The sequence below is a fragment of the Dysgonomonas sp. Marseille-P4677 genome (assembly GCF_016652235.1).
In the GTDB taxonomy this organism is placed as follows: Bacteria; Bacteroidota; Bacteroidia; order Bacteroidales; family Dysgonomonadaceae; genus Dysgonomonas.
Genome location: NZ_JAEPKU010000100.1, coordinates 1 through 15,467, shown reverse-complemented (window position 1 = coordinate 15,467; position 15,467 = coordinate 1). Strand labels below are relative to the sequence as shown.

Below are 15,467 nucleotides of genomic sequence, written 5' to 3'. Positions count from 1 at the left end.
TATAGCTCTCATTGACCGTTTTGAGTGTACTGAAATCCCAGGTACGGTTAACGCCTCCCTGACCGGGTTCGACAAACTCAACTTGTTGTTTAATTAACACATCTCCTGTTCGGTAATGGTTGTGATCACTGTTGAGCTGCCCAAAAACAGGCAGTAAAAACCCTGTGGACATTAAAAGGATTGATGCTCTTTTTTTCATAGTGTTAATGCGCTAAATGTATATATATTAGTTTTATGTACTAAGTGATCAATAATATATTAACAATACGAGGACTAATTACTCAATGTAGTTTGTTTGTTAAAATTAATCTAATTTATAAAATATTTAACTTCTAAATTTATGTTGTACAGCATGCTTATTGCTTTTTCTAAGGGTTTTGTAATATGATAGGGAATAAGTAAATAGATCTATTTATTCTATATCCGTAATTAAAGATTATACTCCTATTCCTGCGAATCGGATTTGCAGGAATAGGAGTAATGAGGGTTTGTTTTTTAGGAGATTACTTTTTCTGTCCTTTTATTTTCTCATTCAACTCTTTTGTGGCTTGTTCATCCAACTGTTGCTGGATAATAGCTTTTGCTTGTTTCTGTACAAGGATTTCATACTGCAATACTTTGGCTTGAATACTGTCCTTGTTTCTGGGGAATGATTCTTCCAGCCACTTCAATCGATCAGCCGTTGATCCGGATTTCATTAATACATACCTGTATTTCAAATCATTGTTTTTCAGGTTCCCATTCTGTTGCCATTATTTGTAAGAAAATGATAAGGCAATAATAAGCAGCATAACCAGGCCTGTCATGGTAAGGAATACCCATGACGATTTTATATCGATGGATATCCGGTGTTCGACTTTGCGCTTTCCGGTACTAAAAGACTGCTTCAGTTCTTACATTGCGGGATAGCATCTTTTAAAGCGGGATAGATCTCATATCGGGTCTTGTCCGGCTCTCTGAGACGATGTTCTTTGATCTTCTCTTTCCTCCGGGCAATATGCAAACCGTATTTCTCGGTCCGTTCCCAACTTTGTGTTGATACAATAGGCCTTTTTCTCTCCTAATTTTTTCTTCGGGCGGCCGCCTTTTTTTGTATGTATAGTATGATCCTTCATCGTTTTTTATTCCTTCCTATTTTTAATTATTACAGACCCCAGCCCACCGGGATATCCTCCTTTCTGCGACCATCGGAAGCGGAAAGCAAGTTGGTTTTGGGTTATTCGATATAGTATTGGATTAGATGATAGATTAAATGTAACTGTCAATCACTTTTTCTAAGAACCACCTTTTATTACAATGTCCAATTGCCCCCCCCTTTGCCGTTTTCACTACTAGTGCTTCGCAAGTCTGATGTAAGTTTAAATTGGCTCGTAAACGAAAATTAAACTATACTGAAATCAAACAACAAACGGAGGAATATTTTAATGAAAAGTTTGAAAAAGGTAATTTCTTTTTTGATGATGCAATAACTAACAAAGAAAGGAATCGTTATCAAATGGCATCATTTTATTTGCATCAAGCTTGTGAAAACTATTATTATGCTATCCGCTTAGTCTTTACCTTAAAAAGCAACAAACAACACAATTTATCCAAATTATCTTCATCAGTCAAAAGTTATTCGCCCGATTTGGCTAATGTTTTTCCTCTTCTCCCTGCGGAAGAAAAGCGATTGTTCGACCTTATCAAAGCTGCTTATGTGGAAGCCCGTTATAATCCCAAGTTTGTCGTTACAAAAGAGGATATTGATGCGCTGATTCCTAAAGTAGAACTTCTTAGGGGTATTACTAAGAGGATTTGTGAGGGGGAAATTGGGGAATATGGGGAGAAGTGAAAATATTTCTCAAAACTCCCCCATAAGAATAATTATTTTAATCCTGAAAGCATTTGTTTGATTAGCGAAAATCTTGCTATTTTATCATTAGCTATTGCCCTTTGTGTGGCAGAAACAGGACGTACATTATTCATTATTGCATAGATTTTTTTTATTAAACTTTTTAGTTCTTTTATAAATATATCGTAACCATATTTTACCTGTTCTTTGGGAGGAATTATTGAGTACCCTTCGTTACGTATACTTCTTAGACAGATTTTGCAATCCTTCAATAATTGCTCACGCAAAGTATCAATGAGGGTTAAATAATCAAGATTGTAAAGACCTACTCCCCGAATGAAATCGTCTTCATTATAATAATCTTTAAATCTTGGTTTTTGAAGATGAAATCTATCTTTAAGCCATTCGTGCAAAATAATATCGCCTGGATTATAGGTGTTATTTATTTCTTCAATTAACGAAAGCCAAGAGTTGGAATTAATTTCAATGTGTTTCATAATTATTAAGTGTTAAATTATAAAAAAATGCAGATAGCAGGAGAATCGAACTCCCGTATATTCCAAACTATCTTTTAAAACCACTCTGTAAGAGCCATACCATGCCAGACTTCACCAAACCTCATCCCACCATATCTCGCCATGCCAAACCGAAGCCCATCGCATTTTAATAAATAGTAGTGCCTAAGGAATCGAACCTTAGAAAAACCATTGCACTTTTAAGACCACTCCATAAGAGCCATACCGTACCTCTTTTGACCATGCCATGTGACACCACACCACACCTAACGTTATAAATTATTTATCTTATTTCAGTAGCTTGGAATCTGCCGTATTTAGGTCGATAATCGCAGATGTCTATATATCGACCCGCATAATTGACAATATCTATTATTTCGTGTTCATCCAAACGAGTCTCTTCGTACCAAAGATCGACATCGCAACTCCATTCCCCGAATATTGGGCGGCATCGTAACACTTTGGAACGTTGTATTTTTATTGTCCTGAAATCTTTGTATTCATCCTTTTCAAAAAGCTCGGAAGGGGATAATTGCTCATGTTTGAGTAGATTTATCCCTTAAGTTGGAAAATGAGGTTTTAAAACGTCAATTGAAACTGGCACAACTCAAACTTGAAGGTTATCAGATTATGGGTGATATTCTTGAAGAAGAATATGGAATTGACTTGCTAAAAAAGTCCGAAGCCAAACAGTCTACCGACTCAAAGAACAATCCACATAAAGTATGCAAGCCTACTTTTGTGGATTGTTTGGCTATACAAGACAGGCATATTGCAAGCAATTGAATAAAAATACACGCAAGGCTTTGGACGAAGGTTTTATTATCAGTCAGGTAAGATTAATTCGTAAGGATATGCCTCGTCTGGGAGGTAAAAAGCTCCATTGCCTGCTGAAAGAAAAAGGAATAGATATAGGCAGAGATATTTTATATGATATTCTTCGTAATAACAAGATGTTGGTTAAGAAGAAGAAAAAATATGCTATAACCACCAACTCTAAACATTGGATGAAAAAGTATCCCAATCTGATAAGAGGCTTTAACTTTACCCAGACCAATCAACTATGGGTAAGTGATATTACTTATATACCTATAAACAATGGTTTTGTTTATCTTTCGTTGATAACCGATGTCTATTCTCATTTGATTGTAGGCTATAGATTATCTCAGACCTTAGAGCGCGATGGAGCTGTAGGAGCACTGACAATGGCACTAAAGCATATTCCGGGTGAAGATCGTATCGGCTTGATTCATCATTCAGACAGAGGAGTTCAATACTGTAGTCAGGAATATGTGAATTTATTGAAAGAGAATAATATTCGTATCAGTATGACTGAGAATGGTGATCCTTATCAAAATGCAGTGGCAGAAAGGATAAATGGTATCTTGAAAGATGAATGGCTGGATCATGAATACTTCTTCTGCTTTGAAGATGTAAAACTTCGAATAGATGAAATTATTTCTATTTAGAACAATAAGCGTCCTCATTTAAACTGTGATATGAGAACTCCAAGCCAGTGTTATCAACAAACAGGTATAATCAGAAAAAGATGGAGCAAAAGAGCCTATAAAAATTATCAGCTTAAAGTAATTGATGTAAACCTATGCAAGTAATAAAATTTTACACTAACAATCTAATCAGTTATTATTCATAACCCAACAACCTATTCCAGGAAAAGACAGTTTTATGTTGCATTGCTTTTTGACGGCAGCGATGTGGGCAAACTAAACATTGTACACATCTATCTGCCGTCCATTTAGGTTTACCATCATGTGATGTAATTATGTTTACAGGGTAATCGTATTCAACAATAAATTCTCATGAGTGCCTATGTCCGATAACTTAATTAATCTCACCTTTTTTCTTACTGATTACTTTTCTGAAGAATGAAATTAAATTAGGTAAATGATAATCAAAACTAAATTCATATCGTTTTTCTAGTATATTAGAACGTAGTTTATTCATATGTTTTTTATCTTTTAACTGATTACATAAATCTTCAATATCATTAAAAAAGATCCCAACATCTTTTTGTCTTATTATATTTTGCATCGCTACAGTATGTCCGGTATTATCTTTTTGGATCACAGGTAAACCTGCCGCAGCTAATGTTGTCATTCTAGCTGGTATATTCAAATCGTCCCAGATTGCATTCAATAAATTCCCTTGATTGTTGCTGCTGATATAGTGTAACCAACCTGCATCATATTGAGAGAATTCTTTTACCCAATCTTCTTGTATACAATTAGGATGTAGATGAATATGATCCGGTGCTACTTGTTTCAGATGATGCAGATAACCTACTTTGTAATGATGGTAGTTTTCTGTATAGACATGTATATGTATATTTTCTTTAGCTAAAGCTTGTACGTCCGCGGGAGAAATACCGACTAACCTTCCGGGTATAACGGTATGTATTTCATCCTTGGAGTCTGAAAGGCGTTTGGAAAAATTATCGTTAAAGTAATCAATTTTTGGAAGATCCCCATCCAAGATAAATGATGTACCAACATTCGGAATAAATTGTTCATACCATGCTTTTATTTCCTCATTAATAAATATTTTCCCATCGGCATGAGTATATAAATAGACCAGCTTTTTCCATGTTCCTATACGCATCGCATGGAATCCACTTTCTTTAAGATGCCATACAAAAGGTATTTCAGGAAAACGCTTTACAACTTCATAAGCAAGCGGAATAGCTTCTGTGCTCAATAATCCGTAAATAACATCGGGTTTAATTTTATTAACTTTATTTACATAATCATCATATGGTATATCTATAACATTTCCAAATGGTAGAGGCCCGACCATCATTATGCTCGAAGTCGGTCTTTCCAGCCATAAACCGTATAGCTGGTGACCTGCTTGTTCGAAAGCATAAATCCTATCGGGATGATATGCCAGCTCTCCGACAATAAGTATTTTAAGAGAATCAGTTGTCGGTTTTATCGGTTCTTGAAAATTTTTATACTCATGCTCCTGATCAATAAACTTATAATCCGATATCTTGATTTTGACAGGCTTTTTTATATCATAATAGGTTCTATAATAATGTACACTGCCTCCATATTTTTCATTGATTATTTTATGTCTTTGATGTGGATGATTTGTCCAGTTACAAGTAATGTTATTGGTAGCAACAAAATCTCCTTTGCCCTCAAGCTTGTCCCAGAACATAAGAGCCAGATTGTCTGTCACCCATTCATCTCTTTCAAGCCATTTATCCGAAGTCTTACGATGGGCGGTTTGTATCAACTGGAGGCTATACCCTTCGCGGAATCCCAATGTCTCATAGTTGTCAACATACCCTGATAAATCACTGAGGTCATACTTCATTCCGGTATAGACTAATACTGTATTGGGAGACTCGTCAAATTTATCTTTTATTTCTTTAAGATGGTCTGTATAATAAAAATCATCGGAGGGAAGGTATGCTATATGATCATATTTAGCAATAGCCAGACCTTGATTGATTGCGTATCCCATACCCCTGTTTGTTTCGTTTCTGATAAAAACGATATTAGAATTCACATCTAATAAATCAAGTATACTATCCTTTGCCCCATCGGTTGAACCATCATCTACAATGATTAGTTCCCACTCGGAATAACTTTGTTTGATTAAACTCAAAACAGCCCGTCTTATAAACTCTCCTTGGTTATATGTCGGCATTATTACGGAAAATCCTTTCATGCTTTTTACGTTTATGTTATTATTAATTACAGCTGATTTAACCACCCGGTAAAGAAATAATGGATAGCATATGCGCCTTTTAGTTTATTCTCAATAATATCCACATTATTTCCATGCATTATGTTGACAGTATCATCTCTGGTCAGGGGAGATGTTAGTTCAGGTGGAATCAGGTAAATGCTATCTTTATCTTCGTACCCCTGATAGAGATGGATAAGCATAAGAGGCCCCGTTGTGCCTAATATATCCTTGGAGTTACGCCAGGTAGGCTCATAATAAAATGCTCTTTCGATTGCTTTTTTCATAAACGGATGACCGGGAACGGATGCCATAAAAGCGTTGTTGAAATAAAATGGTACATGTCCGTACAATTGTTGGTACTCTTCAGGCTCAAAAGAGAAACAGCATTCTCGGTCTTTTAAGAGTTCATCTAAAGGTTTTAAACACTCTGTGTCAAAATCGGCATAAACCCCTCCGATTTTATCCAGAATTAAGTATCGAACTGTATCCCACCGTTGAATATTACATCTAAAACTGTTGTAAGTTTCCCAATATTGAGGATAATGTTGCAGAACCAGATCGTTCATTTTTTTATTATCCCATAACATATATTCCCAATCGGGATTCTTTTCTTTCCACGAGTTCCCCAGTTCTCTAAAATGCTTCGGTAACGGTTCGTCGACTCCTGACCATACTTGATGAATGATTTTCGGTATTTCTTTCATAATTTTAATGAATTTAAATGAATGAATTAATGTTTTATCTGATATAGATAAATTCAATTTATATTATTGAAAAGCTTTAATGATTCTGTCACAATCTGATCCATATCGTAGTATTTGTACGCTCCCAGTCTGCCACCAAAAAAAACATTTTCCTCTTGCTTTGCTAAAGCTTGATACTTAGCCAATTTATCTTGATTTTCGTCAGTATTGACAGGATAGTAAGGCTCTAGCTCTATTTCCCATTTTTGTGGATATTCTTTTGTGATAATGGTATGCAATTGCTTGCCGAATTCAAAATGCTTATGCTCCAGAATGCGTGTATAAGGAACATGCGGATCGGTATAATTGACAACCGCATTACCCTGATAATTCTCTATATCTAGCAATTCATGCTCAAATTTTAATGAACGGTATTCCAGTTGTCCGAAACAATAATTATAATATTGATCAATCATCCCTGTAAAGACTGTTTTGTCGGCTGATTTTACAATGTCTTTATTTTCAAAAAAGTCAGTATTAATATAAATGTCACAACCATCGAAGCATTTATTAAAAATCCGGTTATATCCTCCTTGTGGTATACCTTGATATAAATTATTAAAATAGTTATTGTCGTAAGTAAATCTTATAGGAATACGATTGATAATGAATGAAGGCAATAGTTTAGCTTCCATTCCCCATTGTTTCTCAGTATAGCCTTTTATTAATTTTTTATAAATATCTTTACCAATTAAGGATAATGCTTGTTCTTCAAAATTTCTTGGATTATCTATTTTATACCTTTGTTCATCGATTTTACTTTTTGCCTCTTGCGGTGCAGTTACTCCCCATAATTGGTAAAAGGTATTCATATTGAATGGTAGGTTATATAATTCATTTTTATATCTGGCCAAAGGTGAATTTATGTAATGGTTGAAATCGCATAATTCATTCATATAATCCCAGATATGTTTATCATTCGTATGGAAGATATGCGCTCCGTATTTATGCATATTTATTCCTGCAATATTTTCACAGTAGAGGTTTCCTCCTATATGATTCCTTTTTTCTACAACAAGGCATCGTTTACCTTTCTTCGTTGCTTCATGGGCAAAGATGGCGCTGAATAAGCCGGCTCCGACCAAGAGATAATCGTATTTGTAATTCTTCATTAGTTTTTTCATATAGATAATTCTATTTGAAAAAATTGGAAAATCTGAAAAAAATTCTCAAAGTCAATTTTTTATTTTCCAATTTATCTATAGGGGAAACAATGAAATTATGAGAGCAGTACAAACATTATGGACAGCAAATAAAGACTTGCTGAAAGATAGTTTTGGATGGAAACATCCTCAGTATAATCTAATGTCTTGGGCTTTAAGTTGCCTGACCTTAAGAAAACATTACGATGACGTAGTACTAAATACAGATTCGAAAGGTTATGCCATTTTTCACAATCATCTTAAGCTTCCGTATAGTGAAATAATCGTGCAATATGATAATATGAATTGCCATAGAGACTTTTGGGCTTATACGAAACTTTTTACTTATTCTATACAGGATAAACCTTTTATTCATGTAGACGGTGATGTCTATTTACCTAATGGAATATCTGAGAAGATTGAGTCAGGCGCATTAATTGCCCAAAATGCAGAAATAGGAACGGCATATTACAAAAAGATGGTTGATCATATATTGAATCAGCCGATATCCATTCCGAAATTATTATTGGAGGAAATGAAAAAAGATTCAGTTTCATCTTACAATGCCGGAGTATTAGGGGGAAACGACTTGAAATTTATTAAAGAATATTGCCGGGCTGCATTCAATTTTATAGAAAATAACCGTTTGAGGTATGCCGAAGATTGGGTCGCCAATGTTAATTATAATATCCTATTCGAACAGATATTGTTTCATTGTCTTGTAAAGAAAAAGAAGACTGAAGTATCGACCATAATCGATCACCGTATAAATGATAATGGATACTCCTATAATGAATTTTGTGACTTTTACACTTTTGATAGTAATAAATTGATGCACATTATAGGAGGGCATAAGCAAAATGAACGGATTTGTGAGTTGCTAAGCCGTACATTATTGAATAAATACCCTGAATATTATCATCGGATCATAGAATTATTCCCTGAAAATAATAAGCGGTTGGGTAAATGCAAAAACAAATATATAGCTCTCAATCCGTTAACCAAAATGCAGGAAAGCTTAGCACAGTACAAAGATTTCCTTGACAAATCGTTTCTGCAATGGAGTGATATTTCTCAAGACGAACTGCTGGATCAGGAAAAGAAATCATATAACTATTTCAGTTTTCTCAATAATACTAAAAAGAAACGCGCATTGATAAAGCTAAAAACAAATCCGCATTTGTTCATTTTCCAAATACCTGAAAATTGGGATTACATGACAAAAGATTTTATGAAAAACAGGGTGTCAAAAGATTTTGCCTTTTACAAATTCGATATTGCTTGTATTCCCACCTTACTGCATGATGGATACAAGGAAGTGCCTATAAATGATATACATTACAATATATTGGTATTATTGGGAAAGCAAAGAACTTTTACTAGCTTATTAAGTAAAATAAAAAAATGCTTCCCTGAAGAAATCAGAAATAATAATGCTAAAATATATCAATCTGTATTGCTTTCTCTTGAATACCTTTTCTACTACAAACTTATTTACATTGAATAAAAAATGTAAATAAATGGATAAAAATCCCAATATTTTTTTATTGAATTTATCTATACAAAGAATAATGCCTGCAAGCGTAATTATCAACTTAATAATTAATTTTTAAAACAAAAACAAATGACAAAAAATGTAGATGATCTTAAGTTAAGAAAATTCTCTCTGCAATCGCAGGAGGCACAGGCTATGATGTCTATGCAGACAATGAGTTCATTTTCGAGTTCAGGAAGTATTTTGGATGGAGGCTCTTTAAAAGAAGTAGTAGTATATGGTTCTGCCAGTTCAAGCTCCGGATCAAAATCAGACCCTTCGACGTGCATCCGATGTGGAGCAAAATATGAATGGGGCGAATGTCCTAACTGTGATAAGGGTTCTTCGGGAAGCTACAGTTACGGAAGTAACGGATCATATAATTGGGGCCCTTGGGCTTCGGGAAGTTATTATGGGTCTGGTTCAGGATCGTATATCACTAGTGGAGGCGGTACTAGTGGCAACAACACCAACAGTCAAGACAATCGAAATCCTAATAATTTTCCTTTAGGTAAACCTCAGATTCACAATGCGGATTGTGGACCAACCTGTATTGAGCAAACGCTTAAGTATTTAGGAGCATGGTCTACTTACGGAGAATTTATTCAAACATTAACCTCTCTTTTAAATATTACTCAACTAGACATTGCTAAAAATGGTTTGAATGTGGAACAAATGCTTAAAGCTGTTAGCTATTTTTTTGATTCATTCGAAATAACAGACTTATCATTATTACCAAACGAAATAGAGAAAAGAAATCCAATCTTTAGTAATATAAAGCTTAAAGACGGGACTAACCATTCGGTAGTTATTCTAGGCTATGAACAACAGAATGGGAATCACTATTTTAAATATTACGATCCTCTAGACACAAGTAAGTTCCACCAGGAAAATGTTTTCGATTCGAATGGAAAGTCTAATTTTCAATACTTTCTTGTTGCAAAAGACATAAATAAACACTAAAAAAGCTTTGTTATAAATAATTATTGCTGTATATTTGGTTATTGAGGTTTATTGTCTATAAATCTAATAAATTGAAATACAGCAATAATTTAAAATAAAAAATTATGCAAAAAACATATCTAACAATACTCCTATCTTTAATGTTTGTGTATTGTTATCCATTCAAAATATTAGGAAATGAAAATATAAAAAGAAGTAAGTTTTTCTTTGAATTGAGAGAGGTCGATAAGGAATCTAAACAACTTATTTATATAGAGAATGATTGTTATTCATCAATAATAGAAAAAGATACAATTATCAAGATTAATAGTAAACCTTTCTCAACAGATAAAGAAATTAAGTCCGATAAACTCGAAGGTTCAGTGGAGGGTATCATTAATATAAAAGACTCCCAATCAAAAAATCTTTTTTTATCCTTTAAATATATCAATGTAAAAAATGATAGCATTTTTTTGTGGGATGCTAATCAAACAGAATATATTGCTTATTTGCCTGAGAAGGAAAACTTTTATAAAGTGATTATAAGTAAAACTGCTCCACCGATTTATTCTATTATAAAATCCGATTCTTTATCTTTATCAATTATAAATGAAAAAATTCCGTCAAACTATAAAGATGCTTTCTTATTATCTTTATTCCCAAATGAAATTTTCAACTATAAATATTTTGGTTATAAAGACAAAGATGGGAAATCCTTCTTCTTTACCACAGATGGTCAAATATTTGATTCTTTAAATTTACTTATAGAATACCATTTTGGATCTGTAGAGAATTATATTCAAATATATGAAAATCTAAACAAATGAGAAAAGATTGAGACATTATTTTCCAGTTTATTATTGTTGATAGCATCTTTCAAAAGCAATCTGATATTTGAATCTATATTCTTTTCGTGAGGTAGATCAGGTATTGTTTGTGCAGAACCGCAGTTGGAACAGGTGTAGGGGTAGCTCTTTTTACAATCATGGTGTGTTTTACAGGTGATGTAGAATTGTATAAATCTGAGTTTTTAGGATTATATACAGCTTGTCAGCAGCGAGGGAGGCTCTGTTTCTAGATTTCACAATGGACTAACTAAATATAATGCATGTTATCATCAATGTATAGGTCGTAGAGGTGCAACCTGGAATTGTCAGAGCTAATAAAAGCTTTATATCTAAATTATAAAAACGAAAAACTATATTTAGAAAAATTCTCTATCTTCACAAAAAATAAGATAGGGGATTTTTTTGTAGAATTATGATATATATTAATCAAGTGAAAAATACCAAATCTATTGAAGAAAGGAATATATATCCATATAATATACCTTCAATAGCAAACCTGAATGAATTAACACTTCAAAAAAATGTTACATTTATTGTTGGAGAAAATGGTTCTGGAAAATCTACCTTAATTGAGGCTATAGCCATAAATGCAGGATTTAATCCGGAAGGAGGAACCCGTAATTTTAATTTTCAAACAAAAGAATCACATTCTAGCCTATTTAATAATCTGAAATTAATCAGATCTGCTTATCGTGAAAAAGATGGTTTTTTTCTGAGGGCAGAAAGTTTTTATAATGTCGCTTCTGAAATTGATAAACTTTTTGAATTTGAAAGATCTAAGCAAGATTTATATTATGGTGGCTCTCTCCATGAGCGATCTCATGGAGAAAGCTTCTTAGCCTTAATCCAGAATAGGTTTTCAGGTGATGGATTATATATCTTAGATGAACCTGAATCAGCACTTTCTATTGCCAATCAGCTTTCATTATTAGTAATGATGAAAGATTTAGTAGACAAAAATTCGCAATTTATTATTGCAACCCATTCGCCTATATTAATAGCATACCCTAGTGCCGATATTTATCAAGTATCAGAAAATGGATTGAATTTGGTAAATTATGAGGATACAGAACAGTTTAAGCTAACAAAATATTTCATCAATAACCACCAAATAATGGCCAAAGAATTGGGCCTTGTATAGTTACGTCGATGGATATTAATATCAATGATGAAAAATAATTACTGTTCTAAATTGAGATAACACGATTAAGTTTAAAGTTAATCGCAATTTTTTATGGGATTGTTCTGCATGTTATGGAGATAACATTCTAATTACAGTTCTGGTTTATCTGGTGGAACTGGAGCGTATGTCTCAGTCGACATATGATTCTCTTGTTGATTCAGGGGCTTCTGTTAGTAATGTATGTGCGGATTAGTTTATACAATCTTTATTAAATTTCTCCCAAGTAAAAGTAGTATTTTGCTTGGGGAATTTTGTATAAAGACTACTAGCAATTTCTAAAATAATCTTTTCAAAGCTCACTTTGTATATTTCCTCAAAATTATCCATTCCGCTACTCCACAATAGCTTTATCTTTTCTGCTCCATAGTTTCTTAAAAGATATTCTACTATATAAGCCGATTGATTATAAGCTATTCTTAGTTTAACGCTGTCCAATATATCAGGATAGGTCATCAAATCTTCTGATTCTAGAATTTTTCCTTCATACAATAGAAAAATATATCTTTCTTCCAAAGTAAGTCCATCGCAGTTATAGGTGCTTGAATCTGCAAAAGTGGCTATTCCTTCAATAAGCCAATCTAATTGATTTCCTTTCTCTAACTTTCCCCATTTTAACATGGTGATGGCATGCATTAGTTCATGTTTAAGTGTATTATGATTCTTGTTCTCATCATAGATCGCATAGATTGTATTTTGATTTTCAGTGCTTGAATGCATATAGTCAATATCAGCCTCAAATCTAAAAAGCCCCCCGATTCTAACGCCCAAAATAGTCTCTAATGCATCTCTATCCTCCATAACAATAACACGAATAGGCTCAGTAAATTCATGTTCGTTGACTAATGCAAGATTATTTGTTAAATATTGTTTTGTTTTATTGACGATATTGTCTCCTACATTTAGAAATTTAGTGTAAGGAACAATATATTCAATATTATTATCGATTTTCCTCATCATTACTATTTTGTCATTCCAGTAAAATGGATGCCAATCTGCTAATATAGATTTAATGAAGCACTCTCTATAAAAAATGTCTTTGTTAAGGTTTATTGACTTAGTATGTTTGTTATTTAAATTTTGGTTTATAGTTAATATGATATTACTAAAGCTCAAGCCATATATTTTTTTGAACTGTGACATACCCTCTGTTAGTAAAGTCTTTATTTTTTCTATTCCATATTTTTCTAAAATATATTTTGTAATATAGGCTGATTGACTATTTGCAAAGGGAATTAAATTTGAATCTATTTCAGTTTCTTCAAGTAGTTGATTATTTGGTAGAAGTTTGTAATTTTGCAGCAGGAAAGTATATTTATTTTCTAAAGTGTATCCCTGACTATTGTCCTCTTGAGGATTTGATATATATACTAATCCTTTGTGTAACCAGTTAAGCGAACTATTTTGTTCGCCCCATTTTATCTTCAGAATCATATCCATCAAGCCAGGTTGAATAGCGTCTAGCTTATCGGAATAAATACATATTAGCAGATTGATAGACATATTTTGATTCCCTTTAGGTGTAGATAGCCAGGAATGTCTAAGATATTCTATCGTTTTTCCATCACGAACTACTACTAGATAGATGGAGTCGTCTAGTGTAGATTTATTGAGTAACTTTAGGTTTTCTGCTAAGTATTGTTTTGTTTTTTTTACAATAGTATTTCGTTGGTCTATGCTAGTGGCAGAATCTACAAAATATTTGATTTTATCATCTATTTTCCATATTCTGCCTTTCAGTTCTGAATATTCAGATAGCTTCCATTCATTATCTTGCGCTACAAGATAGCAGTTATTGTAATACAGGATTAATAAAAGAATGAAGACATTTATTTTTTTCATTATATTTCAATATTATTTTCGAAAGACAAGATACAAAATTTTATATCTTCACAGAAAAAGTAAAGGTAGGAAGTTATGATATATATTAGTCAAATAAAGAATATTAAATCTATTGAAGAAAGGAATGTATATCCATATAATATACCTTCAATAGCAAAGCTGAATGGATTAACACTTCAAAAAAGTGTTACATTTATTGTTGGAGATAATGGTTCTGGAAAATCTACTTTAATCGAGGCTATAGCTATAAATGCAGGATTTAATCCGGAAGGAGGAACCCGTAATTTTAATTTTCAAACAAAAGAATCACATTCTAGCCTATTTAATAATCTGAAATTAATCAGATCACCTTATCGTGAAAAAGATGGTTTCTTTCTGAGAGCAGAAAGTTTTTATAATGTCGCTACTGCTATAGAGCAATATGGAGTTCAGTATCATTATGGAGGCTCACTTCATGAACGATCTCATGGAGAAAGTTTCTTGGCTTTGGTGAAAAATAGGTTCTCAGGAAATGGATTATACATTTTAGATGAACCTGAATCGGCTCTTTCTGTAGCCAATCAGCTTTCATTATTAGTAATGATGAAAGAATTAGTAGACAAAAATTCACAATTCATTATTGCTACCCATTCGCCTATTTTAATGGCATATCCAAATGCAGATATTTATGATGTAACAGATAATGGTTTGAATCTTATAAATTATGAAGATACAGAGCATTATAAATTAATTAAGTATTTTATAAACAATTATCATATAATGATACAGGAATTAGGGCTGAGTTAAATAGTTTCTAAAATCAATTATAGAAAAAGTAGTAGTATAACACCAAGTCTAATAAAAGGGGGAATAGAAGAGGGGCAAATTCCAATACTGGTAATGACTCTGGAGGTGCTATGGATTTACATTTCGCTAGTTGGTATTATGGATCTTCCGCTAGTAGTGAGTCTAGTGTGGAACCAATTTTGAAAGATGAGTGTAATAACGATCGTGACTGTGGAGGAGGATATTAAGTCTGTGTTAGTAATAGTAATATATAGCCTTTCAATAAAAAAAAATGTAGAGATATGAGCGATCTGGAAAGAGCTTATTTTGGAAAGGAATGGGGTAGTGCATGTCAATTTTATAGATTTTTATCTACTGGGGCAGCTTTACCTGTAGATGGTACATGTC

At 33.1% G+C, this 15,467-nt stretch carries 16 protein-coding genes and 1 pseudogene; 8 read left to right on the top strand and 9 right to left on the bottom strand.

What is annotated here, in order from left to right:
- The 3 genes and pseudogenes from JGH11_RS20270 to JGH11_RS14765 form a co-directional block, all read right to left on the bottom strand.
- Positions 1 to 199 (bottom strand): annotated as a pseudogene (locus tag JGH11_RS20270) (T9SS C-terminal target domain-containing protein); the annotation flags it as partial.
- 304 nt (positions 200 to 503) lie between these two features.
- On the bottom strand, positions 504 to 698 hold the full coding sequence (locus JGH11_RS14770; protein WP_201113094.1) for a hypothetical protein: 195 nt from the start codon (positions 696 to 698) through the stop codon (positions 504 to 506).
- A gap of 234 nt (positions 699 to 932) precedes the next feature.
- On the bottom strand, positions 933 to 1,115 hold the full coding sequence (locus tag JGH11_RS14765) for a hypothetical protein (RefSeq protein WP_201113092.1): 183 nt from the start codon (positions 1,113 to 1,115) through the stop codon (positions 933 to 935).
- A 248-nt stretch (positions 1,116 to 1,363) separates the two neighbouring features.
- Here JGH11_RS14765 and JGH11_RS14760 point away from each other — a divergent pair, with 248 nt between their 5' ends.
- Positions 1,364 to 1,831: a HEPN domain-containing protein gene (locus JGH11_RS14760; protein ID WP_201113090.1), complete on the top strand. Its 468-nt coding sequence runs from the start codon at positions 1,364 to 1,366 to the stop codon at positions 1,829 to 1,831.
- 32 nt (positions 1,832 to 1,863) lie between these two features.
- Here the strand turns inward: JGH11_RS14760 and JGH11_RS14755 are convergent, their stop codons facing one another.
- Both JGH11_RS14755 and JGH11_RS14750 read right to left on the bottom strand, forming a co-directional pair.
- Positions 1,864 to 2,328, bottom strand: coding sequence for a hypothetical protein (locus tag JGH11_RS14755; RefSeq protein ID WP_201113088.1), 465 nt, complete (start codon positions 2,326 to 2,328; stop codon positions 1,864 to 1,866).
- Between the two features lie 301 nt (positions 2,329 to 2,629).
- A complete protein-coding gene (locus JGH11_RS14750; protein WP_201113086.1) occupies positions 2,630 to 2,806 on the bottom strand; it encodes a hypothetical protein in 177 nt (58 codons plus the stop codon).
- A 131-nt stretch (positions 2,807 to 2,937) separates the two neighbouring features.
- Here JGH11_RS14750 and JGH11_RS14745 point away from each other — a divergent pair, with 131 nt between their 5' ends.
- Positions 2,938 to 3,132, top strand: a complete 195-nt coding sequence (locus tag JGH11_RS14745) for a hypothetical protein (RefSeq protein ID WP_236264008.1) — start codon at positions 2,938 to 2,940, stop codon at positions 3,130 to 3,132.
- On the top strand, positions 3,072 to 3,815 hold the full coding sequence (locus JGH11_RS14740) for an IS3 family transposase (protein ID WP_201113082.1): 744 nt from the start codon (positions 3,072 to 3,074) through the stop codon (positions 3,813 to 3,815). Before JGH11_RS14745 ends, JGH11_RS14740 begins: the two co-directional genes overlap by 61 nt.
- A 373-nt stretch (positions 3,816 to 4,188) precedes the next feature.
- On the opposite strand, the gene JGH11_RS14735 is transcribed toward JGH11_RS14740, so the two are convergent.
- Genes JGH11_RS14735 through glf form a run of 3 tightly spaced genes read right to left on the bottom strand, consistent with a single transcriptional unit; the run spans position 4,189 to position 7,930 of the window.
- The gene (locus JGH11_RS14735) at positions 4,189 to 6,042 is read right to left on the bottom strand and encodes a glycosyltransferase family 2 protein (RefSeq protein ID WP_201113080.1); all 1,854 of its coding nucleotides are present in this window, start codon (positions 6,040 to 6,042) and stop codon (positions 4,189 to 4,191) included.
- A gap of 26 nt (positions 6,043 to 6,068) precedes the next feature.
- Positions 6,069 to 6,767 carry a glycosyltransferase family 32 protein gene (locus JGH11_RS14730; RefSeq protein ID WP_201113078.1) on the bottom strand — a complete coding sequence of 233 codons (699 nt, stop codon included), beginning with the start codon at positions 6,765 to 6,767 and terminating at the stop codon, positions 6,069 to 6,071.
- A gap of 53 nt (positions 6,768 to 6,820) precedes the next feature.
- Positions 6,821 to 7,930, bottom strand: a complete 1,110-nt coding sequence (gene glf / locus JGH11_RS14725; protein ID WP_236264007.1) for a UDP-galactopyranose mutase — start codon at positions 7,928 to 7,930, stop codon at positions 6,821 to 6,823.
- Between the two features lie 97 nt (positions 7,931 to 8,027).
- Between glf and JGH11_RS14720 the strand changes: the two genes are divergently transcribed.
- The 4 genes from JGH11_RS14720 to JGH11_RS14705 all read left to right on the top strand — a co-directional run bounded on the left by JGH11_RS14720 (position 8,028) and on the right by JGH11_RS14705 (position 12,413).
- Positions 8,028 to 9,455 carry a DUF6734 family protein gene (locus JGH11_RS14720; protein ID WP_201113076.1) on the top strand — a complete coding sequence of 476 codons (1,428 nt, stop codon included), beginning with the start codon at positions 8,028 to 8,030 and terminating at the stop codon, positions 9,453 to 9,455.
- 117 nt (positions 9,456 to 9,572) lie between these two features.
- Positions 9,573 to 10,445 (top strand): C39 family peptidase, encoded by an 873-nt coding sequence (locus JGH11_RS14715; RefSeq protein WP_201113074.1) that lies wholly within the window; start codon positions 9,573 to 9,575, stop codon positions 10,443 to 10,445.
- A gap of 104 nt (positions 10,446 to 10,549) precedes the next feature.
- Positions 10,550 to 11,251, top strand: coding sequence for a hypothetical protein (locus JGH11_RS14710; RefSeq protein WP_201113072.1), 702 nt, complete (start codon positions 10,550 to 10,552; stop codon positions 11,249 to 11,251).
- Between the two features lie 433 nt (positions 11,252 to 11,684).
- Positions 11,685 to 12,413 (top strand): AAA family ATPase, encoded by a 729-nt coding sequence (locus tag JGH11_RS14705; protein WP_201113070.1) that lies wholly within the window; start codon positions 11,685 to 11,687, stop codon positions 12,411 to 12,413.
- 231 nt (positions 12,414 to 12,644) lie between these two features.
- Here JGH11_RS14705 and JGH11_RS14700 read toward each other — a convergent pair whose 3' ends face one another.
- Positions 12,645 to 14,294 carry a hypothetical protein gene (locus JGH11_RS14700; RefSeq protein ID WP_201113068.1) on the bottom strand — a complete coding sequence of 550 codons (1,650 nt, stop codon included), beginning with the start codon at positions 14,292 to 14,294 and terminating at the stop codon, positions 12,645 to 12,647.
- 75 nt (positions 14,295 to 14,369) lie between these two features.
- Here JGH11_RS14700 and JGH11_RS14695 point away from each other — a divergent pair, with 75 nt between their 5' ends.
- Entirely contained in the window at positions 14,370 to 15,080 is a 711-nt protein-coding gene (locus JGH11_RS14695; protein ID WP_201113066.1) for an AAA family ATPase, read from the top strand.
- Positions 15,081 to 15,467 lie beyond the last annotated feature (387 nt).

Excerpts from the sequence above, each read along its gene's own strand:
- JGH11_RS14770 (WP_201113094.1), bottom strand. The coding sequence starts at position 698 with ATGAAATCCGGATCAACGGCTGATCGATTGAAGTGGCTGGAAGAATCA.
- JGH11_RS14765 (WP_201113092.1), bottom strand. The coding sequence starts at position 1,115 with ATGAAGGATCATACTATACATACAAAAAAAGGCGGCCGCCCGAAGAAA.
- JGH11_RS14755 (WP_201113088.1), bottom strand. The coding sequence starts at position 2,328 with ATGAAACACATTGAAATTAATTCCAACTCTTGGCTTTCGTTAATTGAA.
- JGH11_RS14740 (WP_201113082.1), top strand. The coding sequence starts at position 3,072 with ATGCAAGCCTACTTTTGTGGATTGTTTGGCTATACAAGACAGGCATAT.
- JGH11_RS14735 (WP_201113080.1), bottom strand. The coding sequence starts at position 6,042 with ATGAAAGGATTTTCCGTAATAATGCCGACATATAACCAAGGAGAGTTT.
- JGH11_RS14730 (WP_201113078.1), bottom strand. The coding sequence starts at position 6,767 with ATGAAAGAAATACCGAAAATCATTCATCAAGTATGGTCAGGAGTCGAC.
- glf (WP_236264007.1), bottom strand. The coding sequence starts at position 7,930 with ATGAAAAAACTAATGAAGAATTACAAATACGATTATCTCTTGGTCGGA.
- JGH11_RS14720 (WP_201113076.1), top strand. The coding sequence starts at position 8,028 with ATGAGAGCAGTACAAACATTATGGACAGCAAATAAAGACTTGCTGAAA.
- JGH11_RS14715 (WP_201113074.1), top strand. The coding sequence starts at position 9,573 with ATGACAAAAAATGTAGATGATCTTAAGTTAAGAAAATTCTCTCTGCAA.
- JGH11_RS14710 (WP_201113072.1), top strand. The coding sequence starts at position 10,550 with ATGCAAAAAACATATCTAACAATACTCCTATCTTTAATGTTTGTGTAT.
- JGH11_RS14705 (WP_201113070.1), top strand. The coding sequence starts at position 11,685 with ATGATATATATTAATCAAGTGAAAAATACCAAATCTATTGAAGAAAGG.
- JGH11_RS14700 (WP_201113068.1), bottom strand. The coding sequence starts at position 14,294 with ATGAAAAAAATAAATGTCTTCATTCTTTTATTAATCCTGTATTACAAT.
- JGH11_RS14695 (WP_201113066.1), top strand. The coding sequence starts at position 14,370 with ATGATATATATTAGTCAAATAAAGAATATTAAATCTATTGAAGAAAGG.